Source organism: Bacillus sp. FDAARGOS_527 (assembly GCF_003812125.1).
Taxonomy (GTDB): Bacteria; Bacillota; Bacilli; order Bacillales; family Bacillaceae_G; genus Bacillus_A; species Bacillus_A paranthracis.
This window is the reverse complement of sequence record NZ_CP033795.1, coordinates 674679-701066: the sequence shown is the minus strand read 5'-3', so window position 1 is coordinate 701066 and position 26388 is coordinate 674679. Positions and strand designations below refer to the sequence as shown.

Here is a 26388-nt window from a genome sequence, read left to right as displayed (position 1 = left end):
TTTATTATGCAAACATTTTAAATACACCTATCACATTTAAAAATACAATAATTACAGTTACTGGAATAACATAACGAAGTAAGAAGAACCAAATATTAAATAATGTTTTCCCTTTCGTTTCCGTAACTTCTAATTCTTTCATTAACATTTCTTTACTCATTTTATTTGGTACGAATAGCGAAATAGCTAGTACCCCTAACGGCAGCAATACGTTACTTACTGAGAAGTCGACTAAGTCAAAGAATGTTTTCCCAAATATTTTCACATCACTCATAATACCAAACGATAACGCTGACGGAATTCCAACCGCAAAAATTAGAATACCAATTAATAATGATGCTGACGGACGCTTTTTCTCATTATCTTTCGCAACAGATGCTACTACAATTTCAAGCATGGAAATCGCAGATGTTAGCGTTGCAAAGAAGAATAACACCAAAAACATAATGAAGAAAAATTGTCCAAATGGTATTTTCGCAAATACCGCTGGAAGGACGATAAATAGTAACCCCGGTCCTTCAGTCGGCTTAACACCTAATGCGAAAATCGCTGGAAAAATCGCTAATCCTGCAAGTACTGTAATAAAAACAGTTAAACTTACAATAGATGTTGCTGATTTTGCTAAATGTTCTTCTTTCTTCAAATAAGAACTATACGTGACCATTACCGAGGCCCCAACTGTTAGCGAGAAGAATGATTGTCCCATCGCGTATAAAATCGTATCTGCTGTCAGCTTTGAAAAATCTGGTTTTAAGAAGAACTCTACCCCAGCAAAAGCACCATCCAGTGTTAACGCACGAACAATAATTGCAATAAACAAAATAAATAATAGCGGCATCATATACTTACTTGCTTTTTCTATCCCTTTCTCTACACCTTTACTTACAACAAAAATCGTACAAAGCATAAAGACAAATTGCGCTCCAATCGCGCTTACTGGATTTGAAATCGTCTCACCGAATAATTGCCCATAATCAGTCACTCCATTCCAGAAACTTCCTGTCACACTATAGTATAAGTAAAGTAAAATCCATCCACCTACAACACTATAAAAAGATAGTACACTAAAACAAGTAACAACTCCCATACGACCAATCCAAGGATATAACTTGCTATTTGGCACCAATACTTTATACGCTGTAACTGCCTCTTTTTGCGTACTACGTCCAATAACAAATTCAGCTAAGAGGAGTGGCATACCTATAAATAAAGTTAATAGTAAAAATACAAGGAAGAATGCGCCTCCCCCGCCATTACCTGCAACATATGGAAATTTCCATATTGCACCAAGACCTACTGCGGCTCCGGCTGCTGCGAGTACAAAGCCTATTTTCGACGTCCATTGCTGTGTTTCTTTCATCATAAATTCCCCTTTTCTGAATATTTAAACTTTTATTAATTATACACTTTCATTTCATACTCGCACACCTCCTTTAGAAAATAAAAAAGTCCCCTACACGCAAATATGCATGTAGAGGACGATATATGTAATGTTAATACCGTGGTACCACCTCAATTGGATTGATAAATCCCACTTGTTCAAGTACAGGAAAAACTCCGATACTCTATCCTTTTAACGGCGGAACCCGGGTTGCCTACTACAATGTTCAACATACCTCTCGCAAGCCCATTCTGTATATCTTATCGTACCGGGCTCACACCTTACCCCAGCTCTCTGAACGTATCAAATATACATACTCTTCTTGCTCATCGATTTCATCTATTGAAGTTACTTGTGATTATAAATTATATTTTTATAGTTGTAAAGTACAATTTACTCATTATCCTATATGAACTCTTCTCTCTAATTCTTGTAAAAACAATTCTCTTTTTTGTTCATTTTGAACATATATCGACTTCAATACCTCTTGCAACAATATATTTTTCTCTCTTTTCTCTATTTGTAATTCTTTCACCTTTATTCTAACTTCGTATAAAAAATCAAGATACGATTCATACGTCTCATCATATTTATTTGCGATATCATCTCGAATTTTTTTTGCAAGTTTTGGGCTCGCTCCGCCAGTAGAAACAGCCACATTCAGTAATCCACGATGAATCGCTGCCGGAAAATGAACATTACCACTTTCCGGATTCGTAATAACATTTACTAATTGATTCTCTGCGACATCTTCAGCAATTTGTTCATTCAATACAGCATCACTACTCGCTGCAACAACTAAAAAGGCGTCTTTAATATCACTTTTTTCATACTCCCTTTGATACCAACGAATTTTCTTTTCTTCTACAAGTTTCACTAAATTTGCATCCAATTCAGGACTTACCACGACTATATCTGCACCTTGTTTGAGTAAAGGAATAATTTTGAATCCCGCGACTTTCCCTCCACCAATGACAACAACACGTTTCTTCTCAACTCGCACTGTAAGTGGATACATATTGATCTCCCTTCAATAATTTCTTCGTTTTCTGAATTAACATATACTGAAACGCTTCATTCTTCCCTAAATATGGACTTATTTTTATCTCATCTAGCTCATATTGGCGTACTTCTTTTTCAATATGCTTCATAAGCAAACCTGTAAATAACAAGTAAGGCAGTACAACGATATTCTTTTCTTTTCGTTCTACAACTTCCTTTAACTTCTCCTCAAATTTCGGCTCGGCAGCTGCTAAATAACAAACTTCTACTTTTTTAATTTTCTCTTCCGTTTGAAATAAAGAAGCGATCCAGTTTATATCTTTTAGTACTTCAGGATCACTGCTCCCTCTTGCAACGAGAAGTAACGTCACTTCATTCTTATCTTCCTGTTCAATGCCACTTCCGCTATACACCGATTTAACAAGTGTTTCTGATACACCAAACGGATTACCATAGGTCACTTTAACATTCAAAAATTGATTAGTTAACTTTTCCAATTCAAACGGGATATCTTTTTTCACATGACCTGCCGCTAATAAAAAAACGGGAATAACAATAATCTCTGTAGCACCACGCTTCACACATGTACGGAACCCTTCATCAATAGTTGGACTCGCTAACTCTAAAAAACAAATTTCTTGAATACTTGCCTCTACACGGTTCATACATGACGTAATAAATGCAACCGCTTCTTCTTTCGCTGCTTTCAAGCGACTTCCATGACATATATATAAGATGGCTTTCATTTTATAACACTCCACTTACTTGATACGTACTTTCTGTCTGTTTCTCAAACCAATGAATTTTTTCTCTAAAACGGACGACTTCTCCAATTACAATCATGCTTGGATTTTGAATTTGTTCTTTTTTCGCAACATCTACAATTGTTCCTAACGTCCCAACAACTGTGCGCTGCATAGATGTCGTTCCCCGCTCAATAATAGCAGCAGGCGTACTTTTATCTTTTCCATGCTTTATCAGTTGTTCACATATGTAGGGTAAATTGCTAACCCCCATATATACAGCTAAAGTCTCTACACCTTTCGCTAAATTTTCCCACTTCACTTCCTCTTCAGCATCTTCTTTTCTATGCCCTGTCACAATAGCAAAACTTGCACTTGCATCACGATGTGTCACTGGAATGCCTGCATAAGCAGGAGCAGCTATTCCAGCTGAAATACCAGGAACGATTTCAAACGGTACACCTTGCTTTGCTAACGCTTCAGCTTCTTCTCCTCCTCTACCAAATACAAATGGATCCCCACCTTTTAGCCTCGTTACAACTTTTCCTTTTTTCGCATATTTAATAAGAAACGTGTTAATTGTCTCTTGCTTCATCGTGTGATAATTTGGTAGTTTTCCGCAATAAATTAAATCCGCTTCAGGCTTTGCATAAGAAAGCAATTCTTTATTCACGAGACGGTCGTATAAAATAACATCTGCTTTCTCAATGCATTTCAATCCTTTTACAGTAATTAAATCTGGATCACCAGGGCCCGCTCCAACGATATATACTTTTCCCATCATCTCTCCTCATTTCTACTATTAAAGTGAAACTTCCATCCTTATATAGGAATGGAAGTTTTCATTTCTTCATATTTCAATGTTCCTTACTCATGAATAACAAAGGCTGCGCTTTTTCGAATCTTCTTTTTTTCAAATAAAGCAATCTCCTTTACTTCTGGTAACGGTAAAAAATGTTTTTCAAGCTCAATCTCCGCCATCTTAAATGCCTTTTCTTCACTTTCGGCAACAACAACAATTGGAACAATACTATTCTCTAATACCGCTTCAAATCGATATAAATCCATATTGCCCCTCCTAAGACGCTATTACTTCTTCTAACACGTTATTTAACGCTGTTTGTAATGTCTCTACACCAACACGGCCTACAAAATCATAAAATGTTTCAGCTGGTAATTTATTTTCTTTGAAATAACTTATAAATGATACGAGTACATCAGGTAGATCCTCGCCATCTATTTTTCCTTTTAACTTTTGATTATAAGCACCACCATCTAACAGCGTTCCACCTACATATATTTCAAAGGCTTCAACAATTCCTTTTTCCTTCGTTTTCATTTTTACACCTTGTAATCCAATGTCAGCAATTTGACGTTGACCACATGAATTTGGGCATCCTACCATATGAATACGAACTGGAACATCGAGTGCAATTTGTGTATCTAAGTATTCGGCAATTTTTCGTAATCTTTCTTTCGTTTCTACTAATGCAAGATTGCAATATTCAATACCAGTACAAGAAACCGCGTGACCAATAAACGATTTCGGATTTGCTGATATCGCTTCAAACAACGGCTCATTTAGCAAGCCAGTTACATTTTCTGGCGGAACATTCGGAATAATGAAGTTTTGTGAATTACATGTACGAATTTGTCCATTTCCATATTGTTTAGCAATTCTTGCAATCTCAAACATTTCTTCTGCATGTAGGCGTCCTACCGGCACATTAAAACCTACATATTTTAGTCCCTCTTGTTTTTGGTCTTGGACACCATAAAAGTATCCCGCATTCCAGCCTTTAAGAGCACTTTCTCCTTTACTTTGTAATGGTCCTGTATATTCTATTAGTTTCTCTTTAAACTTCTCTGCTCCCCAGTCTGCAACAAGAAATTTCAAACGAGCTAAATGACGTTTTTCACGATATCCAAAATCACGGAATATCGTAGCAATTGCAATCGCTACCGCCTTCACTTCTTCTGGCAAAACGAATACATCTAATTCATCAGCTAAATATGGACGAGCCGATAACCCACCGCCTACTTTTATATGAAAACCAACTTTTTTCTCACCATCTATTTCTTTCGTAGCAGGTGTAAATGCAACACAGTTAATCTCTGCGTTTGCTGCGTTATAAATGTTAGAACTAATAGACATTTTAAATTTACGCGGTAAGTTAGAAAACTCTTCATTATGTTGGAAGTAGTCATATACCTCTTTCACAATATGCGTTGTATCAAATAATTCATTTGCATCAATGCCAGCAAGTGGATTTCCCGTAATATTACGCGTTATATCACCACACGCCCCAGCTGAAGATAACCCAACTCTTGCTAATCTTTTAAAAATATCTGGAATTTGATGAATTTCTAACCAATGAAACTGAATCGCCTGTCTTGTCGTAATATCGATTACGTCACGTCCATAATCCTCAGCGATAGAAGCAAGCACTTCTGCCTGTGCATTCGTAATAATTCCAGAAGGAATATTTACGCGCATCATAAAATAACCCGCTTCTTTCGGTCTTTGTAAATACAACCCTGCCCATTTGAATGCGTCCCACTCTTCTTTCGGAATAGATTCGAAGCCATTCTCTGCATAGTAAGGAATATCATCAAAGATTTCCAATCCATCTTTTTTTAATTTATTTTTCTCAGTTTGATTTAATTTTTCATTGTTAGCCCATACTTTTTCATAACTCATTTTTTATCCCCCTATATAAAACTACGCTCTTGTAAGTATTTCACGATTTGTTCTGCACATTCTTCAATAGAATACTTGTGCGTTTGTACAATTAATTCCGCTTTCTCTGGTTCCTCATACGGTGAATCGATACCTGTAAAGTCTTTAATATCACCTTTTCTTGCTTTTTTATAAAGCCCTTTCGGATCACGTTTCTCACACTCTTCAATTGGACATTTTACAAACACTTCTATAAATTCATCTGCAGCTAATAGATCTCTAACTTGTTTTCGGTCTACTCGAAACGGTGAAATAAACGCTGTAAGAACAACAGTCCCTTGATCTACAAATAACTTCGCCACTTCGCCAATCCGTCTTATATTTTCCATACGATCACTTTCAGAAAAGCCTAAGTCTTTATTTAAACCGTGGCGTATATTATCTCCATCTAGTACATAGTTTCCAATATTCTTTTCAAATAGTTTACGAGCAACCGCGTTTGCTACTGTAGATTTACCCGACGCTGATAAACCAGTAAACCAAATTACAAAACTATGATGCCCATTCTTCACTCTTCTCTCATCTTTTGAAACAGAAGCTGTATGCCAAGTAATATTCGTATCCATTTCATTCTCTCCCTATTCTGTTACTACTTCTTTTTTCAAACCTTTAATTAGTACCTCTACTACCTCTTTACGACTAAATGTACTTGGAGGAATCTCACCGTTTCTTAATAGTTCTCTTACTTTCGTACCCGATAAAATAACATGATCTTCTTTTCCGTGCGGGCATGTTTTTGTCGAAGCCATCGCTTCACATTTCGTACAGTAAAAACTATGTTCAAAAAATAATGGTGTAATCCCTAACTCTTCCACTGTAAAGTTTGTAAAAATTTCTTGTGCTTCATAAGTTCCGTAATAATCTCCTACCCCAGCATGATCGCGCCCTACAATAAAGTGGGTACATCCAAAATTCTTTCTAACTAACGCATGGAATATTGCTTCCCTCGGTCCTGCGTAACGCATTGCCGCAGGAAATACACTTAAAAAGACACGATCTTTCGGATAATAGTTTTGAAGTAATACTTCATAGCTTTCCATCCTTACATCAGCTGGAATATCATCCGACTTCGTTTCCCCAACGAGTGGATTTAAAAAGAGTCCATCTACAATTTCAAGAGCAGATTTTTGAATGTATTCATGGGCACGATGCACCGGGTTCCTCGTTTGAAATCCTACTACTGTTTTCCAACCACGTTTTTTAAATTCTTCTCTCGTTTCAATTGGGTCTAAATGATAAGAAGGAAACGGATTATTTTCAAAGCGTTTCGTAAGAACAATAGCCCCACCGACATAAACATTCGGTCGTTCATATAATTTTTTCACTCCCGGATGAGCCTCATCCGTCGTTTTATATACTAGTAACGCTTCTTTTTCCTTATCAGGCACAAAAATATCTTCTATTTGAATGACACCATATACGTTTCCACCGTTAACAAGTTTTACTTCCTCTCCAACTTTTAGCGTCTCTGCTACTTCTTCTGTTACTGGTAATGTAATTGGTATACTCCAAACGCTCCCATTAGCTAAACGAAGCGTTTCTACAACCGAATCATAATCTTTCTTTCCTAAAAAACCAGTAAGCGGGCTATATCCCCCTGTTGCTAATAGTTCTAAATCACTTAACGCAATGTTATCTAGCCCAATTTCTTTTTCAATTTGTAATACGTCATATGTCTCGTCTACACGGTTTACTAATTCGTTTACTGTACTCATGTTCTATATCCCCTCTTAGTTTTATTTCAAGATTCATCTTATTGATAATGAAGACCACATTCAGTTTTCACTTTCCCAGCCCATCTACCATCTCTTGAATCGCCACCCTCTCCTACAGGCAACGTACACTTCTCACACCCAATACTTGGATATCCAATATCATGTAATGGGTTATACGGCAAGCTATGCTTGTATACATATCGCCATACCTCTTTCCACGTCCAATGAATGAGCGGACAAACTTTAATAGATTGAAAGCGATGATCTTGATTTATAAACTTTGTATGCTTACGCGTTTCTGATTGTTCCCTCCTCAACCCCGAGATCCACGCTTTTTCATTCGCTAATGATTCTTCTAACGGTAAAATTTTCCTAATCTTACAACAAAGATTAGGATTGCTTTCCCATAGCTTGTTACCATGCAATTTGGCTTGTTCATCAAGTGTAAGTTTTGGCTGTTTTTCTATAATATTTAATGAAGGAAATCGTTCCCGCACTTTTTGAATTAATTCATACGTTTCTTGAAAATGTACGTTAGTATCTAAAAAAACAACTTTAGCAGATGGATTTACTTGGTTAATAAGATGCAGCAGTACCATCCCTTCCACTCCGAAGCTACATGCGTATACAATTTCATTTTCATATTCTTTATACGCCCAACTTAATACTGATAGCGCGCCTTTCGTTTCATCTTCTTCTGAAAATGAAACATCATTTTCTTCCCACGTTTCATACGTCAACATGTTTTTTCCCCCTGTAAAAGCAAAAAGACGGTTTTAACCTAATAAAATAGGTTAAAACCGCCTCTAGTTTTTCTAGTCAGCGCTTTTTACTTTAAACGTACTTTTTCACTTTTCTCTAATTGAATGACTTTTCCATCTTGCACAACAATTGTAATTGAACCATATTTCATATCAGCAAGCATCGCTTCAATTTTCTCAGATACTTCCTCAAAATGTTCCCGTACGCTCACGCGAACAGCCCCCCTTTTTATTCATAAAAAAAATCTTTCCCATTTCGAAAAGACTGTTCGGTAATATATTTTACCTTATCTTTCAAAATGGATTCCATTTTGCTGGATTTAGCACCTTGCTTTCTATAAGCAGGTTGCCGAGCTTCGCCGGGCCAGTTCCCTCCGCTTCTCTTGATAAGCTTTGTATTTGTATTTTATCACAATTCTGATTTTTTTCAATCCTAGTTTTCCGATATATTTTAATTATTTTATTTTACAAAAAAGGAATTGCCCATCCGAACAACTCCTTTTTCCTCATTTAAACAAGTTCTTTAATACGTATGCGATCGTTCCCAATAATATTTTCATATGTTTCGCGCTCTACAACAATTTGTGATGTACCGCCTTTCACGAAGACGACAGCTGGTCTACGAATCCGATTATAATTATTCGCCATCGAGTACCCGTATGCCCCTGTACAAGAAATCGCTAGTAAATCGGCAGAGGCAACTTTCGGTAAAGTAATATCCCAAATTAACATATCTCCACTCTCACAGCATTTCCCTGCAATCGAAACAACTTCCTCGTTCTCATCATTCCCTCGATTCGCTAACATCGCTTCATAACGAGCGTTATATAAAGCAGGTCTTAAATTATCAGTCATCCCACCATCCACTGATACATATTTCCGAATACCCGGAATGTCCTTCACAGATCCGACTGTATAAAGTGTCGTTCCAGCATCACCTACAATGCTACGGCCTGGTTCAACCCATATTTCTGGCAATGGATAATTACATAACGTAAATTGTTCTCTCACCGCACTTGTTACAGCTCGCACATACGTCTCAAGAGTTAATGGTGTATCGGACTCTGTGTAGCGTATTCCGAATCCTCCCCCTACATTTAGCACTTTTACTACATAGTTTGTTCGCTCTCTCACTGCTTCTAAAAATTGACGAAGAACTTCAATCGCTCGCACAAAGCCAGCCGTTTCAAATATTTGTGATCCGATATGTGAATGAATTCCTAACACGTTATAATTTGATTTTTGTAAAGCAAGCTCAATTGCCTGCATCGCTTGACCATTTGACACGCCAAATCCAAATTTTGAATCATCTTGACCTGTTGTAATATATTCATGTGTGTGCGCCTCTACTCCGGGCGTTACACGAATTAATATGTTCACAAATTTCCCATGTTGCACTGCTAAATCATGCAAAATTTCTAATTCTAAGAAGTTATCTACGACAAAACAACCAATATTCGCCTGAAGAGCCATCACAATTTCTTCATCTGTTTTGTTATTGCCATGAAAATGAATGCGCGATGCAGGAAATCCTGCTTGTAGTGCAGTATATAATTCTCCTCCAGAAACAACATCTAATGACATATTCTCTTCACGAGCTACTCGGCACATCTCCATGCACAAGAACGCCTTGCTTGCATATGCTACTTGATAAGAGAACCCACTTTCTTTAAAAGCACGATGAAACGCGCGGCACTTTCCTCGAATTGACTCTTCATCGTATACATAAAGTGGTGTTCCATATTGTTTTGCTAGCTGCGTCGTGTCGCACCCTCCAATTTCTAAGTGTCCTTGCCCATTGATTCGGCTTGTGCCGTGTAAATACATTTGAATTCCTCCCTTATTTCCTCTAAAACTCATAACCCCAATCTTCTATTCATTGCAGCACGCTTTTAGATAGACAAAAAACGCGCGGAACAATGTTCACACGCGTTTCTTATTAGGAAAAATATATATTGAAAAAATAAACGAGTTGTTATCTCCTCAAAATAAGAAACCGCATCAACATCTCCAAATAGCTCTCCATAAAATAAATCTTATGACAGTACTACATTTATTCAATGCAGTCCCAATATATGAATAAGATGGTTATTCTTATATTTCGGCAATAGTCCCTTTCAACCTATGATCACAGATTCCATTAAATCTCCCATAGCTTACTCTTTCCTATCGCGGCCTCTACCTTTGAGAGTAGATGAGGTAAGTCTATTTAATTTTCAAACATCTAATTGTTGCTATTAACAATACCAAAGGACCATTTTATTTGTCAAACAATTTTTTATATTGCTTTTTGACAGTTTAGTTCAGTATCGTTTGGTAAGCGCTTTACTGAAACCTTTGTCACTTCCCATTCACCTTCTTCGTTATTAAATGTAATCGTTACCTTCTCAAATGGTGGCGCAATTTTCCCTGCAACACGTTCATACTTAGTCACTTCAATACTCGCTTGAAATAAATATGTACCGCTATACACTTTTTTTAAACTAATAATTTTCGGGCATTGATAAGGCTTCAAGCTCCCATATTGTTTTTCGATTGCTTTATTTATTTTCGGAAATAACACAGAATAAAGGGCATCTTCCATAAGAGGTGCATCATACTCTGCTACCGACACACTTGGTGAAGCAAAAAGTATAACACTACTGCATACTATAAAATATAATAATTTTCGCATTATAACCTCCGTATTGTTACACGATTCTTTCCGCGCACGATAATAATCATACATAGACACTCCATTTTATTGTCTCCTACTGCCCTTTTTCTACTCAATTGTTATAAAAAAGTCCACAACTCTCTTTTATTTTCGTATAATGATACTCATAGTATAATAAACATAATAATAAAGGACTGTTCGTATATATAAAATGAGGAGCTAATCAAATAGGCCCACAAGAACCGTCATGCTTTTTAGGAGAGGAGTATATTATGCTACAACGTCTGTTTCCAAAACTGCGATTCGCACTCGTTGCAGTCGTTTTATTATGGATAAAAACATATATTGTGTACAAGCTAGCGTTTGATATTAAAATTGATAATTTCTTTGAAGAATTTATGCTTTTTATGAATCCACTAGCTGCGTTACTTTTATTTTTCGGTTTTGCATTATTTGCATCTAAACACCGAAATCGCATTATAGTTGGAATTAGTTTTATACTGTCATTCATTTTATTTGGAAATGCAATGTTTTATGGGTTTTATAACGATTTCGTTACGTTCCCAGTATTATTTCAAACAAATAATATGGCTGATTTAGGGACGAGTATAAAAGAACTCTTTACGTATAAAACATTACTGTTATTCGCAGATGCGATCATCTTAATGTTTCTTTCGCGTAAATTCCCATCATTTTGCGACAAAACGCCGCTTTCTCGCTCTGAGAAGAGAACTTTCTTTAGCGGTGTAACAGCTCTATTAGCACTACAAATTGTTGTTTCTGTTATTTATAAACCACAAATGTTCTCACGCTCATTCGATCGTCAAACTGTCGTGAAAAATTTAGGTTTATACACATATCATCTATTTGATATTACACTGCAATCAAAATCTTCAGCTGAACGTGTATTTGCAAGTGGGGACGGGTTCTCTGAAATTAAAAACTATACAGACTCAAAAGATAAGCAAGTTGATAAGAACTTATTTGGATCTGCAAAAGGTAAAAATGTCATTTTGATTTCAATGGAATCTACACAAAGTTTTGTTATTAATAAAAAAATAAATGGAAAAGAAATTACTCCATTTTTAAACGAATTTATTAAAGATAGTTTTTATTTCGATAACTTCTATCATCAAACAGGACAAGGTAAAACTTCTGATGCTGAATTTATCGTTGAAAATTCACTTTATCCGTTAGATCGCGGTTCTGTATTCTTTACTCACGCAACAAATGAATATACAGCTACACCCGAACAATTAAAAAAATACGGATATTCTTCTGCTGTCTTCCATTCAAACGATAAAGCGTTTTGGAATCGTGATGTAATGTATCCTGCACTTGGATATGATCGTTACTTTAATTTGAATGATTACGTAGGCACAGAACAAATGTCTGTCGGTTGGGGATTAAAAGATAAAGAGTTCTTTGAACAATCTATTCCAAAGTTAAAATCCTTACCACAGCCGTTCTATACAAAATTCATTACTTTAACAAATCATTTTCCATTTCTTCTAAATCCAGAAGATCAATATGTTGATGAGTTTAATTCGGAAAGTGGCGTTGTAAACCGTTACTTCCCAACCGTTCGTTATACGGATGAAGCTCTTAAACAATTTATTAAACAATTAAAAGCAGAAGGACTGTATGACAACTCTGTTATTGTCATTTACGGAGATCATTACGGTATTTCTGAAAACCATAACGCAGCTATGGCTCAGTTCCTTGGGAAAGACGCTATTACACCATTTGATTCTATGCAATTACAACGCGTCCCTCTCATTATTCATGTACCTGGTCAAGAAGGAAAAGTCATTTCTAAAGTGTCTGGTCAAATTGATATTAAACCAACGCTACTTCATTTACTTGGTATTAAAACAAATAAATCAGTTGAATTTGGAACTGACTTATTTATTAAAGAAGAAGATCCACTTATGGTAATGCGTGATGGTAGCTTCGTTTCGGAAGATTATGTGTATACAAAAAACATGTGCTATAAACGAAACACAGGTGAAGAAGCAGACATCTCATTATGTCAACCGAATATTGAAAAAGCAAAAACAGAATTGAAACTTTCCGACAAACTCATTTATGGAGATTTGTTACGTTTCGATCCTAACAATCGGTATAAAACTGGAACTATGATAACGAACTTTGAATAATACAAGAAGAGGCTGTCCCAAAAAGTGCTTTTTAGCCAAAATCGAATAAAAAGTGAAGGGCAGAAATGTTAATTTTATAACGTTTCTGCCTTTTCAATTTCATGTGATCTTACTTCGAAAGAGACTTATGAGACAGCCCCTTCTTTTTTCACTTATTTTTCAAATCATTCTGATATGAAATCTTTCACAAATTGGGAATTTCTTTCGTGTGAAGAAGAAATTTATGGTATGATAAAATAAGTAAACTTTCATACACTAATTAAGAATTTATTACAGAAAGCAAGGGATCAGATTTTGTATAGAGCAGCTATTCCAAACTTATTTACGCTCGGAAATTTATATAGTGGATTCTTGTCAATCGGCTATGCATCTTTAGGATATTATAAATCAGCTGCTATTTTAGTACTTATCGGGATGATGTTAGATAGTCTTGATGGGCGTGTTGCTCGTTTATTACGTGTTGATTCACAAATGGGAAAAGAGCTTGACTCGCTTGCGGATGTCGTAACATTTGGTGCAGCACCTGCTGTTCTCATGTATTACACATCTTTCTCTAATTATGGAATCATCGGACTATACATAGCGGGGCTATTCCCTCTTTTCGGAGCATATCGTTTAGCACGATTTAATGTAACACCATCTTCTACTTCAATGAAATATTTCACTGGGGTACCGATTACAGCAGCGGGAGGGCTTGTTGCTTTCTTAACATTATTTTCACATACCATTCCAAAAATCGTTCTTATTACAGTATTTGTAACGTTCGCATTTTTAATGGTGAGCCGCATTCGTATCCCAAGTTTAAAAGATGTACCAATTCCACGATATAGCATCATTATTACACTATTTTTAGTGGGCATCATTATCACAATGTACCAAACAGGGTTCGGTAATTTTTCTGTTTTCTTATTCATTGCTATTCCACTATATATTTTGTACATGCTATCTCAATTCCTTAGACAAAGACCATCAAAAAGAGCAAATAAAGAAAAATAAAAAGAAACCTTCCGATTCCGGAAGGTTTCTTTTTATTTTGTAACGAATACTTTTTGATTGACAGGCGTTACAGCTTCTTCGCCATTTAATACAGCTAAAATATTTCTTACCGCCGTTTCGGCCATCGCATCACGCGTTTCGAATGTTGCATTTCCTACGTGAGGAGCAAGTACCACATTCTTTAATCCTTTTAGCTCTTCAGTAATTTTCGGCTCAAATTCAAACACGTCAAGAGCTGCCCCTTCAATTTCATTTGTTTTTAAAGCATGAGCAAGTGCCGCTTCATGCATAATTGGTCCGCGTGAAGCATTTATAATATACGCTGTTTTCTTCATCATTTTGAACTGTTCTTCATCAATCATATGGTGCAATTTCGGATTATACGCACAGTTAATTGTAATAAAGTCTGCTGTTTGTAATAATTCTTCCAATGTTACATATGTTGCTTCCAGTTCACTTTCAGCTTCAGGCTTTCGATTTGGTCCTGTATATAAAACATTCATTCCAAACGCTTTCGCACGCTTTGCAACTGCCTTTCCGATTTCTCCAAGGCCGATAATTCCAATTGTCTTACCATGTACTTCGCGGCCTAAGAAAAATAACGGTGCCCATCCGTTAAATCCAGTTGTACGACATAGCGTATCACCTTCAGGAATTCTACGTGCCGCTGCTAAAAGAAGTGCAAATGTTAGTTCTGCAGTAGCTTCCGTTGATACTTTCGGTGTATTCGTTACCGCAATCCCTTTTTTTTCGGCATATGAGTAATCAATATTATCGTAACCAGCACCGTAGTTTGCAACAATCTTCAAATTAGGTGCCGCATCAATCACTTCTTTTGTCACCTTTGTAGAAAGTAGGCTTAACAATGCATCTTTGTCTTTTACACGCTCTGTTAATTCATCTAAAGAAATTAACTCCTCTTTATCGTACATTTCTACATCATGATCCTTTAATAGTTCTAATCCGATTGCTGGAATTTTCCCTGCTACTAATATTTTTGCCACTACTAACACCTCTTCTATAGAAAATAAGATCTCTCTTATCTTTCATTGTAAGAAATCCACATATAAAAACCAAGGAATTTGATTATAGTTTTGAAAATCGACACTTTTCCACAAAAAAAGAGGAGATGCAAGTCTCCCCCTCTTCTTATGCTTTTTCTTGCGATTGTTTTCCAAGCTTCACATCGATCGTTCCTTCTGCAACTGTATCACTAATTTGTTCCTCAATAACGGATTGAGATGTAGCATTCGTTTCAGAAGTATACGCTTGTTGCTGTGCACCTTGTACATTTTGTTTATTTTGCTGTTTCGACATTTCTTACCCTCCTTTTTATTCTTTCTTATTTTGAACAAAAAGATGGGTTTTCATCAAAAAATCGTGATCATTTTGAAATTGTTACTTCTTCTAGTAATCTCATCGTTCTAACTCGTTTCGTAAATGTAGCTAAGTGAGCAATATCATGATTACGTAACGTCTTTATATTCTCTTCCACATATTTTCCTAAATCATTCGGATAATGAGCATCTGAAGAGAGTGTGATCGGAACTTCGTGTTTAGCTAATACTTGTAAATATAGCGGACTCGGACACATTTCGCGCACAGGATAGCGATAGTACAATCCCGCATTTATTTCCGTTGCTGTATTTGTTTCTACTAATGCACGCGCAATTTTCTTATAATAAGAAAGTTGTTCATTCTCATCTAATCGATAATTAAATACTTTTATGTTGTCAAGATGAGCAATAATATCAAATAACTCAGAACGAACTGCGCACTCAACCGTTTTGAAAAACGTATCATATAAAACATATAAGTCATGTTCCTTAAAATATTCTTTCGTATCTGGATTATCAAATCCCCAGCCATTTAAAAAATGAACAGAACCAATTACATAATCAAAATCTCCTAATGCGAGTAAAGATTGTAATTGTTGTTCACCACCAATAAAATAATCTGCTTCAATTCCAAGTTTAAGCGTAACACCTCTTTTACTCCACCGTTCTTTCGCCTCTTCAATTGCCTTTGTAAAATCATGTAGTGAAGCTACCCTTACTTGGTCTAACCATTCCTTTTGTAAACGTCCAAGCCCCGAATCACTAATATCAACATATGTTTCATAGTATTCTTTCGCTTCATAAAAACGATATAAATGATCGACAATACCAACTTCTTTTATCCCTTTTCGCAAAGCTTCTTCTAAATATAAATCAATCCATTTCGTTGTAAATGGCCCTTCATTCACACGTCTTTGCAGGCGTTCTTGTGTTTTCACAAGCCATTCCATAGAATGTTTTTCTTCTTTTAGCGGTTCATAATGTTGTAATGATTCATTTATTTTAGCTAGCCATCCTATTGAATATGGCCCTTCTTCTAAATGAATGTGATAATCCACCTTCATACATATTCCCCCTATAATGTATCTATTTCTCTTCTGTCCCCTACTCTCGAAAGCTTCCCATTTCTTTCTGTCACTTCCTCCATAATATCTTCTAATGATATATTTTTTTCGGCTAATAAAACGAAGCAGTGATACATTACATCAACCATTTCTTTCACTAGCTCTTCGTTATCATTATTTTTGGATGCAATAATTACTTCCGTACATTCCTCACCAATTTTCTTTAAAATTTTATCTTCTCCTTTTGAAAACAAGTAATTTGTATATGATTCAGAAAGTGGATTTCTCTTTCGTTCTTTAATTGTTTCGAATAGTAATGTAAAGGCGTTTTTCATATGTATCCCCCTATATAATTTTGTAATGAAAACACGTTTTTTCTCCCGTATGGCAAGCAGGCCCTACTTGCTTTACGACAACAACAATTGCATCTTGATCACAATCTAAATAAAGAGATTGCACATGTTGGACATTACCTGATGTTTCTCCTTTATTCCATAACGACCTTCTTGAACGAGAATAAAACCACGTTCTTTTCGTTTTTAGCGTTTTTTCATACGCTTCTTCATTCATATAAGCTAGCATTAAAACTTCTTTTGTACCTTCTTCAATTACAATTGCTGGTAATAGTCCTTTTGAAAAGTTAGGTTTCATAGCCGCACCTCAACGTTTGCATTTCTTAACTTTCTCTTTACGTCCCCTATTGTCGCCTCACCGTAATGAAAGATTGATGCCGCTAATGCTGCATCAACTGTTGTCTTTTGAAACACTTCTATAATGTGATTAGCATGACCACATCCACCTGACGCGATGACTGGTACGGAAACACTTTTTGAAATTTCTTCTGTTAAACGAAGGTCATATCCGTTTTTCGTTCCGTCTGCATCCATACTCGTTAATAAAATTTCGCCTGCGCCTAGCTCTGTAACGCACTTTGCCCACCCGATTGCATCAATTCCCGTATCAACTCTTCCGCCGTTCACATATACATTCCACTTATCCTCCGCTACTTTTCTAGCATCAATTGCGACGACAATACATTGTGAGCCAAAATGCTCTGCCCCTTCTTCGATTAATTTTGGATTTCGCACTGCTGCTGAGTTAATTGAAACTTTATCTGCTCCCGCTCTTAGTAAATTGTACATATCTTTCACACTTGAAATTCCTCCGCCAACTGTAAGAGGAATAAATACTTTTGAAGCCGTTTTTTCTACAACATCTATAATTGTTTTTCGTCCTTCATGCGTTGCCGTAATATCTAAAAATACTATTTCATCTGCTCCCGCATCATTATATAAAGCTGCTATTTCAACAGGATCCCCGACATCTTGTAGTCCTATAAAATTTACACCCTTTACGACTCGCCCTTCTTTCACATCTAGACATGGAATAATGCGTTTCGCTAACATAACTTTGTTACCTCTAGCACTTCTTCTAAATCAATCGTTTTCTCGTAAAGAGCCTTACCAATTATGACGCCGTATATGTTCATATCATTTAACTTTTTCACATCTTGTATAGATGCAATTCCTCCAGAAGCAATAAGTCGAGTAGCAACGTTCTTTTGTAGTAACTCCAATTGCTCTACATTCGGTCCTGCAAGTGTTCCGTCTTTCGAAATGTCTGTAAACACAATCGTTTGAACACCTATCTTCTCCATTTGTTTTGCTAAATCAATGTAAGAAATTTCAGACACATCAAGCCAGCCTCTCGTTGCTACAAAACCATTTTTCGCATCAATTCCGACGATGATTTTTTCTTTATATAGACGAACTGTCTCTTCTAAAAATGGCTTATCATAAAGAGCGGCTGTTCCTAAAATCACTTTATCTACCCCTACTGAAAATAATTTCTCTACGGATACAAGTGATCGAATTCCTCCGCCAACTTGCACTGGAATACGTACTGCCTTGCAAATTCTTTCAATGACGGACAAGTTTAACGACTCACCAGCAACTGCACCATCTAAATCAACAATGTGCAACCGTTTCGCTCCAAATGTTTCAAATATAATCGCTTGCGCAACTGGGTCTTCATTCATTACTGTTTCTTTACTAAATTCTCCTTGATACAGTCTAACGCATCTCCCTTCTTTTAAATCGATAGCTGGGAAGATTTCCATGTTTCTACCACTCCTTTAAAATTTTTCAACATTTGCATGCCAATGTCACCACTTTTTTCAGGATGAAACTGCGCACCGTATATATTTCCTTTTGCTACAAAACCAGGTACTTTCACTCCATATTCACTTATTCCATATACAATTTCATTTGGACAATCTGCGTAATAAGAGTGGACATAATATACGAAAGAACCGTCCTCTACTCCATTCCAAAGCGCTATTTCTCCTTCTTTCTTTAACTCATTCCATCCCATATGAGGAATTTTATAAGGAACCTTTAACTTTCGAATAACGCCTGGCAATAAACTTAACCCGTTACAGTCTTGTAGTTCCTCACTTTTTTCAAATAAAAGCTGCATTCCTAGGCAAATACCTAGAAGTGGTTTTCTGGAACGCCCAATTTCTTGTAACACACGTACTAAATCTTTTTCTTCCAATACATCCATCGCTTTTGGAAATGCACCTACTCCTGGTAAAATCACTCCATCACTTCTAAAAATCTCTTCTTTATCACTCGTTACAATGTACGCTGCTCCAATATGCTTTAATGCTTGTTCTACACTACGAATGTTTCCCATTCCATAATCTATAATGGCAATCAATTACAACATCCCTTTCGTTGAATTTACACCAGTAATATTGGCATTTCTTTCGACTGCTTCTCTAAGCGCTCTACCAAACGCTTTAAATAACGCTTCAATTTTGTGATGTGTATTGCTTCCGTATAAAATACGAGCATGTAATGTAATATTGGCAGCATGAGCAACTGCTCTAAAAAATTCTTCCGTTAGTTCTGTATCAAAATCCCCAAGCTTCGGATTCGTTAATTCTCCTTGAAATACAATATATGAGCGTCCACTTATATCAATTGCAACAAAGCCTAAAGACTCATCCATCGGTACATATGCTGAGCCGTACCTGTTAATCCCCTCTTTACTGTGCAAGGCTTCTTTCAAACAATTTCCGAGTACAATCCCAACATCCTCAACTGTATGATGTGCATCAACGAATACATCCCCTTCTGCCTCCACTTGCAAACCGAATCTTCCATGCCTTGCAAATAAAGTTAGCATATGATCAAAAAAACCAACTCCCGTTCGTACAGAAACGTTCTTCCCATCATCAAGCTGTAAACTTAATTTTATTTTTGTCTCTGTCGTCTCACGTATTTGACTAGACTCACGCATTATTCTTCCTCCTCAAATCTTATTTGAATTGCTCTCGCATGCGCATGTAACCCTTCTTTACTGGCAAGCTCTACAATATGATGTTTTACATCTCTTAATGCTTCCTCTGTATAAGACAGAAAGCTTGATTTTTTCACAAAATCATCGACTGATAACGGTGAGAAAAACCTTGCCGTTCCACTTGTCGGTAACACGTGATTCGGTCCTGCTAAATAATCCCCGAGCGGTTCTGGTGCATATGGTCCAAGAAAGATAGATCCTGCATGTTTCACATAAGCTAGAGCATTCATCGGTTCTTTTATATGTAACTCTAAATGTTCCGGGGCAACTTCATTCGATAAATTTAGCGCCTCATCTAAAGAAGGAACGATAAAAATGGCCCCATTTCTCTTTATTGATTCACGTGCAATTTCGCTTCTTGGTAATGTTTCTAACTGCCTTTCTATCTCTTTTTCTACTTCTTTTGCTAACTCTATATTTGTTGTAATACAAATTGCTGTCGCTCTCTCGTCATGTTCTGCTTGTGATAATAAATCAGCAGCAATATATTTTGCATTGCCGGTTTCATCTGCAATAACTACAATTTCTGACGGTCCAGCAATCATATCAATATTTACTATTCCATATACTTCTCGTTTCGCTAGAGCGACGTACAAATTTCCTGGTCCAACTATTTTATCCACTTTCGGAATCGATTCCGTCCCGTATGCTAAAGCAGCAATTGCTTGCGCACCACCTATCGTATAAATTTCATCTACTCCTGCAAGACTTGCAGCAACTAAAATATGTGGATCAATTCCTCCTTCTCTTGGCGGTGTTACCATTACAATCTTTTTCACACCAGCGAGTTTTGCTGGCAATACATTCATTAATACTGACGAAGGATACGAAGCAGTTCCGCCTGGCACATATACGCCTACATTCTCTAATGGCCGAATGATTTGTCCTCTAATGATGCCTTTACTCGCGCAATCGAACATCGATTGTCTTTTTTGCTTTTCATGGTACGAAATAATGTTTTTCTTCGCCTCTTGTAACGCTTCTAAAAATGAATTCTCTACAAACATACTCGCTCGTTTTATTTCTTCTTCACTTACACGAAACTCTTTCATCTTTACACCATCAAACTTTTTTGTATAAAAAGATAAGGCCTCATCTCTACTCTCCCTTACATTTTGAACGATTTCACTTACATTTCTTTGAACAGTTTCTTCTATTATATTAGCGTTTTCTCGTAGCAATTTTATTTTCGATAACGCCTTTTGAAAATCTTCAAAAACGATCTCCATTACAAGTCCCCCTATTTTCCTGACAAAATTTCTTGCTCCATCATATTTATAATACTGAATATTTCGTCTTTTTTAGTTTTTAATGCAGCCTTATTTACAATCATTCGAGCAGATATAGAATACATTTCCTCAAATACAATGAGTCCATTTTCTTGTAATGTTTTTCCTGTTTCAACAATATCAACAATCGCATCTGCCAATCCAAGAATAGGAGCAATTTCTACAGAACCTTCTATTTTAATAATTTCTACATCCTCTCCTTTATCATGAAAATAGTTAGAAGTAATATGTGGATATTTCGTCGCAATGCATTTCTTCCGGTAGCTCTTCGGATTATAAGTAGGAATAGAAGCGACACAAAACTTACACACGCCTACTCCTAAATCTAACATTTCATAAATATCTTTCTCGTTTTCCATTAAAATATCTTTTCCAACGACTCCGATATCCGCTACTCCATGTTCTACATAAGTAGCAACATCTACTGCTTTCACTAAAATAAATGAGATATCCGTATTTTTACTTTGAAAGACAAGTTTTCTTCCTTTATTTTTGAGCTCTGAACAATCAATTCCAATCTGCTCAAAGAGCGGAATCACATGTTTTTCTAATCTCCCTTTCGTTAACGCAATTTGAATGTTACGCATGAAGTTTCTCCTTCTTTCTGGACGACCCATTTCTCTTTCCATACATATTCCACTAATGATTCGTTCTTTGCCTCAACGACCGTTACAATTTGATTTTTTCTAGCAAATTGAAAAGTATCATTTAAATTAGAGAATAAAGATAGCGCTACTTTTTTCCCGTCCTTTTGAAGTAAATTTCGTAATCGTTCCGCTTCTGCTAATCTATTTAACTCGTAATGAATCATAATATCTATTCTCTTTCGTTCATATGGCTTTTGCTGCTCTTGCAGCGCCTTTACAATTTGATTAACTTGCACCGCGAGTCCAACAGCCGGTAACATTTCTCCAAAATTTCCAATTAACTCATCATATCTTCCGCCACTAACAATTTCTTCCCCAATTTCATATATATACCCTTTGAAAATAACACCTGTATAATAGTCCAAATGTTGAATCATACCTAAATCAATGGATATGTACGATCCATAGCCTAGCTTGTCAATTGCTTCATATATTTCTTTCACTCTTGTAATGGCCATTTTCATTTCATTACTGGAGGCGAGTTTTTCTGCTTCCTCAATCACTTCTAAATTCCCAAATAACCTCGGTAATTTCTCCAGTAACTTTACTGTTTCATCACATCGATCTAATTTCTTATCTCTAATAAAATTGGATAAAGCGGCATAATTTTTACTTTCAATATATGTTCTAAGAACTTTCTCTTCTTCCTCATGAATGGAGAGCTTTTTGACAATACATTTATATAACTGTACTTGCCCAATCTCTATTGTAAAAGATTGCACCTTCAACTTTTGAAGTGATTGAATGACGCTTATAACACATTCAATTTCAGCTCTTACATTATCAATACCGATAATTTCAATACCACTTTGCACGATCTCATTATATTTTCCAGTAAGGGACTCATTCGCTCGAAATACATTTCCGCTATACGTCACTTTAAGTGGTGTATCACACCTCTGCGTTCCGATCACTCTCGCTAAAGGAATTGTCATATCTGGACGCAATACGATAATCCTCCCCTTTTCATCAAAAAATTTATACATCTTTTCTTCATCTATCGGCCTGCTTTGAAAGGCGAACACATCATAAAATTCAATTGTTGGTGTCCTTATTTCTTCATAACCTCTCTCTAAAAAAGTACGCCTTAATTTTTGCTCCACTTCTTCAATTAACGTACATTCTTCGAATAAATAATCTCTCGTTCCATTTGGATTTGCCCGTTTCCATTTTGTCATCGAAATTCTCACACCTTTCCCTTTCTAATGTATGCTTATTTCATGCACCTAAACCGAAAATAAAAAGAGCCTTGTAGATAAAATATACCTACAAGGCTCTTTAGTAGCGTGTAGGTACAACGGGAATAACCCTTGCACCTACACGTTTTCACGCTAGGTTCAAGGGCTTTATGTATGATGATGTAGTTGTGTAAGCATTTTAATAGATTGCATTGTTTTCATAATACTTACTCCCTTTCTCCTCTAATTTTTACATAGTATATAATACTTAATTCTGAATGTAAATACATTTTAAATATTCCGTTATCTTTTAATATACAGCTATCCTTCTTTCATACTCTTTTATTTCTTGTTCATATTGCATTGTAATACTAATTTCATCTAAACCATTTAATAATTTCTCTTTCCACATTTTCTCGATTGTAAAATGAAACCTGTGCGTACTTGTTGTAATTACTTCATTCTCTAAATCTACTTCTATTTGTTCTCTTGCATCCGTTTTGGCAAGCTTTTCTCGCATTTCTTTATCCATTACAATTGGTAACATACCGTTCTTCATACAATTCATATAAAAAATATCTGCAAACCCTCCCGCGATAATTACGCGGAAACCATAATCAGCAAGTGCCCACGGTGCGTGTTCTCTTGAAGAACCACATCCAAAATTATCACCTGTAATTAATATACTTGCTCCTTTTCTATCTGGTGCATTTAGTGGGAAATTAGGGTTTTCGTGTCGTTCATTATCATATCGCCACTCATCAAATAAAAACTTTCCAAACCCAGTTCTTTCAATTCTCTTTAAATATTGCTTCGGAATAATTTGATCCGTATCAATGTTATTATTCATAAGTACTGCGGCAGTACCTTTATGAATACGAAATGGCTCCATCATAACTCTCCTTTCTTGTATCAACAAAATGACCATATAACGCAGCTGCTGCCGCCATTGCTGGGCTAACTAAATGCGTTCGTGCTCCTTTTCCTTGTCTTCCTTCAAAATTACGATTTGAAGTTGAAGCGCAATGCTCTCCTTCAGGTACTTGATCTGGATTCATTCCAAGACACATGGAACATCCAGGTTCTCTCCATTCAAATCCTGCTTCTTCAAATATGTGATGTAGTCCTTTTTGCATCGCCGCGTCCCTTACTCTTTTCGATCCAGGTACAACGAGTGCTCGCACACCTTCTTTTACCTTTCTCCCTTTCACAACAGCTGCAGCAATTTCTAAATCAGATAGCCTGGAATTTGTACAAGATCCAATGAAAACATGCTGAACTGGAATATCATACGTACTTTGTCCAGGGCTTAATCCCATATAAGAAAATGCTCTTTCGTCATTTACATCATGTTTTTCTGGCAATTTCTCATCAATACGAACTCCCATACTCGGATTTGTTCCCCACGTAACGTATGGCGCTAAATCTGTAACATCTATCGAAATATGTAAATCATAAATTGCATCTGCATCTGTATAAAGTTCAAACCATTTCTTCTCGAAAGTTTCATAGTCTCTCGGTGCATATTTACGTCCTTTTACATAAGCAACTGTTTTTTCATCCGGCGCGATAATACCCGCTTTTGCTCCGCCTTCAATCGCCATATTACAAAGCGTCATTCTCTCTTCCATCTCCATAGCCTGAATCGTCTCTCCGTAAAATTCCATTACGTATCCAGTTCCAACTGCTACACCGTACTTTGAAAGGAGATGCAAAATAATATCTTTTGCGTAAACGCCTTTCTGTAATTTTCCTTTTAACTCAATTCCCATCGCTTTCGGTTTTCTTTGCCATAACGTTTGCGTTGCCAATACATGTTCCACTTCACTCGTACCAATACCAAATGCTAGCGCGCCAAACGCACCGTGCGTTGCTGTATGACTATCACCACAAACAATTGTTTTTCCTGGCTGCGTGAGCCCAAGTTCTGGTCCGATAACATGAACGATCCCTTGCTCTTCATCTCCGATATCTGCTAACGGCACCTGAAATTGTTTACAATTTTCCCGAAGTGTATCTAGTTGCTGCTTCGCAATGCGATCGGTAATATTCCAAACATCTTTCGTTGGAATATTATGATCCATCGTTGCGAATGTTAAATCTGGTCTGCGTACCGTTCGATTTGTAAGCCGCAAGCCTTCAAAGGCTTGCGGTGACGTTACTTCATGAACAAGGTGCAGATCGATATATAATAAATCTAATCCATTTTCATTTGTCGCAACTACGTGTCTTTCCCAAAGTTTATCTAGCAACCTTTTCCCCATTATCTTCCTCTCCCTACTAGCGCTTGCTCTTCCATTTCTTGCATTACTGCCTTCGTAAATGAAGTTGTCGTTTCAGTCCCCCCGATATCTGCTGTACATTTTCCTAATTTAAGGACTGCTGAAATCGCTTCTTCAATTGCACACCCTTCTCTCGTTAATCCGAACGATTGTCCAAGCATCATGGCAACAGAGCGCATCATCGCAATTGGATTCGCCTTATTTTTCCCGGCAATATCCGGTGCCGATCCGTGAATAGGCTCGTATAATGAAGGGCCCTTTTCCGCGTGACTTGCTGACGGCAGCATTCCTAATGATCCAGCTAATACGGAAGCTTCGTCACTTAAAATATCCCCAAATAAATTTTCTGTTACAATTACATCAAACCGTCCTGGATTCCGAATTAACTCCATAGCAGCTGCATCTACTAAAATATGTTCTAGTTCAACATTTGGATAACGAAGTGCTACTTCTTCTGTTACAGTTCTCCATAGTTTACTAGATTCTAAAACATTCGCCTTATCAATAGATGTTACTTTTTTCTTCCGTTTACTCGCTAATTGAAAAGCATAAGAAACGATAAGTTCAATTTCATGGCGATGATACGTAAGTGTATCCGTTGCTACTTCGTCGGTTCGTTCTTTCGGATAAGAAAAATAAATCCCACCTGTTAATTCACGAACGACAACGAAATCAATTTCATCAGCCTTTTTTAATGGCGATAAATGTGCCGTTGCACTTTCTACCGTTACAGGGCGAACGTTTGCAAATACACCGAGTCCTTTTCTTAAAGCTAATAATCCTTTCTCTGGTCTTTCTTTCGCACTATCCCACCTTGGTCCACCAACTGCTCCTAGTAAAACCGCATCACTTGCTAAACAAGCGGCAAGTGTTCGTTGTGGTAATGGTTGCCCATTTAAATCGATAGCACTCCCGCCAAAGTACTCATCTTGCAAATGAAAATGATGACCATATAGCCTTTCTACCATATGCAATACTTCCTTCGCGCTTTCCATAACTTCCGGTCCAACACCATCACCAGCTAAACAAACGATACGTTTTTCCAATTTCAACACTCCTTTTAACTGAATTT

29 protein-coding genes, 2 riboswitches and 1 other annotated feature are annotated in these 26388 nt (G+C 36.7%); of the genes, 2 read left to right on the top strand and 27 right to left on the bottom strand.

The genetic code is table 11. The features are described 5' to 3' along the window. Positions 1 to 4: 4 nt before the first annotated feature. From EGX95_RS06000 to EGX95_RS05945, 12 genes are all read right to left on the bottom strand, one after another. Positions 5 to 1360: a sodium-dependent transporter gene (locus EGX95_RS06000; RefSeq protein ID WP_000665448.1), complete on the bottom strand. Its 1356-nt coding sequence runs from the start codon at positions 1358 to 1360 to the stop codon at positions 5 to 7. A gap of 111 nt (positions 1361 to 1471) precedes the next feature. Beyond that, positions 1472 to 1720: a binding site (T-box leader), on the bottom strand. 61 nt (positions 1721 to 1781) lie between these two features. Next, complete coding sequence (locus EGX95_RS05995) at positions 1782 to 2399, bottom strand: NAD(P)-binding protein (RefSeq protein ID WP_000283343.1); 618 nt, start codon at positions 2397 to 2399, stop codon at positions 1782 to 1784. Continuing rightward, entirely contained in the window at positions 2374 to 3129 is a 756-nt protein-coding gene (locus EGX95_RS05990; RefSeq protein WP_000644366.1) for a sirohydrochlorin chelatase, read from the bottom strand. The genes EGX95_RS05995 and EGX95_RS05990 overlap by 26 nt, the downstream gene beginning before the upstream one ends. 1 nt (position 3130) lies before the next feature. Further along, positions 3131 to 3907, bottom strand: a complete 777-nt coding sequence (gene cobA, locus EGX95_RS05985) for a uroporphyrinogen-III C-methyltransferase (protein ID WP_000521273.1) — start codon at positions 3905 to 3907, stop codon at positions 3131 to 3133. Positions 3908 to 3993: 86 nt separating this feature from the next. Next, complete coding sequence (locus tag EGX95_RS05980) at positions 3994 to 4194, bottom strand: DUF3906 family protein (protein ID WP_000366909.1); 201 nt, start codon at positions 4192 to 4194, stop codon at positions 3994 to 3996. 10 nt (positions 4195 to 4204) lie between these two features. After that, a complete protein-coding gene (locus EGX95_RS05975; RefSeq protein ID WP_000119629.1) occupies positions 4205 to 5827 on the bottom strand; it encodes a nitrite/sulfite reductase in 1623 nt (540 codons plus the stop codon). A gap of 11 nt (positions 5828 to 5838) precedes the next feature. After that, the gene (gene cysC, locus EGX95_RS05970; RefSeq protein ID WP_000380508.1) at positions 5839 to 6432 is read right to left on the bottom strand and encodes an adenylyl-sulfate kinase; all 594 of its coding nucleotides are present in this window, start codon (positions 6430 to 6432) and stop codon (positions 5839 to 5841) included. A 12-nt stretch (positions 6433 to 6444) separates the two neighbouring features. Further along, positions 6445 to 7581 (bottom strand): sulfate adenylyltransferase, encoded by a 1137-nt coding sequence (sat, locus tag EGX95_RS05965; RefSeq protein ID WP_000108788.1) that lies wholly within the window; start codon positions 7579 to 7581, stop codon positions 6445 to 6447. A gap of 38 nt (positions 7582 to 7619) precedes the next feature. Continuing rightward, positions 7620 to 8324, bottom strand: coding sequence for a phosphoadenylyl-sulfate reductase (gene cysH / locus EGX95_RS05960; RefSeq protein WP_000958985.1), 705 nt, complete (start codon positions 8322 to 8324; stop codon positions 7620 to 7622). 86 nt (positions 8325 to 8410) lie between these two features. Continuing rightward, positions 8411 to 8554: a YezD family protein gene (locus tag EGX95_RS05955; protein ID WP_000116161.1), complete on the bottom strand. Its 144-nt coding sequence runs from the start codon at positions 8552 to 8554 to the stop codon at positions 8411 to 8413. A gap of 72 nt (positions 8555 to 8626) precedes the next feature. Next, a riboswitch (SAM riboswitch) is annotated at positions 8627 to 8735 on the bottom strand. Positions 8736 to 8852: 117 nt separating this feature from the next. Continuing rightward, a complete protein-coding gene (gene lysA / locus EGX95_RS05950; RefSeq protein WP_000280639.1) occupies positions 8853 to 10169 on the bottom strand; it encodes a diaminopimelate decarboxylase in 1317 nt (438 codons plus the stop codon). A gap of 180 nt (positions 10170 to 10349) precedes the next feature. Continuing rightward, positions 10350 to 10531: riboswitch (Lysine riboswitch) on the bottom strand. An 89-nt stretch (positions 10532 to 10620) separates the two neighbouring features. Beyond that, a complete protein-coding gene (locus tag EGX95_RS05945) occupies positions 10621 to 11070 on the bottom strand; it encodes a DUF3888 domain-containing protein (RefSeq protein ID WP_002080902.1) in 450 nt (149 codons plus the stop codon). Between the two features lie 200 nt (positions 11071 to 11270). On the opposite strand from EGX95_RS05945, the gene EGX95_RS05940 reads away from it, so the two are divergent. Beyond that, on the top strand, positions 11271 to 13157 hold the full coding sequence (locus EGX95_RS05940) for an LTA synthase family protein (protein ID WP_000941733.1): 1887 nt from the start codon (positions 11271 to 11273) through the stop codon (positions 13155 to 13157). Between the two features lie 294 nt (positions 13158 to 13451). After that, the gene (pssA, locus tag EGX95_RS05935; RefSeq protein ID WP_000285422.1) at positions 13452 to 14153 is read left to right on the top strand and encodes a CDP-diacylglycerol--serine O-phosphatidyltransferase; all 702 of its coding nucleotides are present in this window, start codon (positions 13452 to 13454) and stop codon (positions 14151 to 14153) included. Positions 14154 to 14185: 32 nt separating this feature from the next. On the opposite strand, the gene EGX95_RS05930 is transcribed toward pssA, so the two are convergent. The 15 genes from EGX95_RS05930 to leuB form a co-directional block, all read right to left on the bottom strand. Next, positions 14186 to 15157, bottom strand: a complete 972-nt coding sequence (locus EGX95_RS05930; RefSeq protein WP_001062823.1) for an NAD(P)-dependent oxidoreductase — start codon at positions 15155 to 15157, stop codon at positions 14186 to 14188. A 145-nt stretch (positions 15158 to 15302) separates the two neighbouring features. Further along, the gene (locus EGX95_RS05925) at positions 15303 to 15470 is read right to left on the bottom strand and encodes a YozQ family protein (RefSeq protein ID WP_000043572.1); all 168 of its coding nucleotides are present in this window, start codon (positions 15468 to 15470) and stop codon (positions 15303 to 15305) included. Positions 15471 to 15537: 67 nt separating this feature from the next. Further along, positions 15538 to 16554, bottom strand: coding sequence for a histidinol phosphate phosphatase domain-containing protein (locus EGX95_RS05920; RefSeq protein WP_000861822.1), 1017 nt, complete (start codon positions 16552 to 16554; stop codon positions 15538 to 15540). An 11-nt stretch (positions 16555 to 16565) separates the two neighbouring features. After that, on the bottom strand, positions 16566 to 16889 hold the full coding sequence (gene hisE / locus EGX95_RS05915) for a phosphoribosyl-ATP diphosphatase (RefSeq protein ID WP_000786132.1): 324 nt from the start codon (positions 16887 to 16889) through the stop codon (positions 16566 to 16568). 10 nt (positions 16890 to 16899) lie between these two features. Further along, positions 16900 to 17205 (bottom strand): phosphoribosyl-AMP cyclohydrolase, encoded by a 306-nt coding sequence (gene hisI / locus EGX95_RS05910; protein WP_000803967.1) that lies wholly within the window; start codon positions 17203 to 17205, stop codon positions 16900 to 16902. Next, complete coding sequence (hisF, locus tag EGX95_RS05905; RefSeq protein ID WP_000880081.1) at positions 17202 to 17960, bottom strand: imidazoleglycerol phosphate synthase cyclase subunit; 759 nt, start codon at positions 17958 to 17960, stop codon at positions 17202 to 17204. Before hisF ends, hisI begins: the two co-directional genes overlap by 4 nt. Further along, positions 17954 to 18673, bottom strand: coding sequence for a 1-(5-phosphoribosyl)-5-[(5-phosphoribosylamino)methylideneamino]imidazole-4-carboxamide isomerase (gene hisA, locus EGX95_RS05900; RefSeq protein ID WP_000402310.1), 720 nt, complete (start codon positions 18671 to 18673; stop codon positions 17954 to 17956). Before hisA ends, hisF begins: the two co-directional genes overlap by 7 nt. Next, on the bottom strand, positions 18646 to 19275 hold the full coding sequence (gene hisH / locus EGX95_RS05895) for an imidazole glycerol phosphate synthase subunit HisH (RefSeq protein WP_000560333.1): 630 nt from the start codon (positions 19273 to 19275) through the stop codon (positions 18646 to 18648). The genes hisA and hisH overlap by 28 nt, the downstream gene beginning before the upstream one ends. Further along, positions 19276 to 19860, bottom strand: coding sequence for an imidazoleglycerol-phosphate dehydratase HisB (hisB, locus tag EGX95_RS05890; RefSeq protein WP_001209290.1), 585 nt, complete (start codon positions 19858 to 19860; stop codon positions 19276 to 19278). Continuing rightward, on the bottom strand, positions 19860 to 21149 hold the full coding sequence (hisD, locus tag EGX95_RS05885) for a histidinol dehydrogenase (protein WP_000407006.1): 1290 nt from the start codon (positions 21147 to 21149) through the stop codon (positions 19860 to 19862). Before hisD ends, hisB begins: the two co-directional genes overlap by 1 nt. A gap of 11 nt (positions 21150 to 21160) precedes the next feature. Then, on the bottom strand, positions 21161 to 21796 hold the full coding sequence (hisG, locus tag EGX95_RS05880) for an ATP phosphoribosyltransferase (RefSeq protein ID WP_001244470.1): 636 nt from the start codon (positions 21794 to 21796) through the stop codon (positions 21161 to 21163). Beyond that, a complete protein-coding gene (gene hisZ, locus EGX95_RS05875) occupies positions 21772 to 23034 on the bottom strand; it encodes an ATP phosphoribosyltransferase regulatory subunit (RefSeq protein ID WP_000170314.1) in 1263 nt (420 codons plus the stop codon). The genes hisG and hisZ overlap by 25 nt, the downstream gene beginning before the upstream one ends. Positions 23035 to 23344: 310 nt before the next feature. After that, a complete protein-coding gene (gene leuD, locus EGX95_RS05870; RefSeq protein ID WP_000433210.1) occupies positions 23345 to 23926 on the bottom strand; it encodes a 3-isopropylmalate dehydratase small subunit in 582 nt (193 codons plus the stop codon). Continuing rightward, a complete protein-coding gene (gene leuC / locus EGX95_RS05865; protein ID WP_000518108.1) occupies positions 23904 to 25298 on the bottom strand; it encodes a 3-isopropylmalate dehydratase large subunit in 1395 nt (464 codons plus the stop codon). Before leuC ends, leuD begins: the two co-directional genes overlap by 23 nt. Further along, the gene (gene leuB, locus EGX95_RS05860) at positions 25298 to 26362 is read right to left on the bottom strand and encodes a 3-isopropylmalate dehydrogenase (protein WP_123805467.1); all 1065 of its coding nucleotides are present in this window, start codon (positions 26360 to 26362) and stop codon (positions 25298 to 25300) included. The genes leuC and leuB overlap by 1 nt, the downstream gene beginning before the upstream one ends. Between the last annotated feature and the right edge of the window lie 26 nt (positions 26363 to 26388).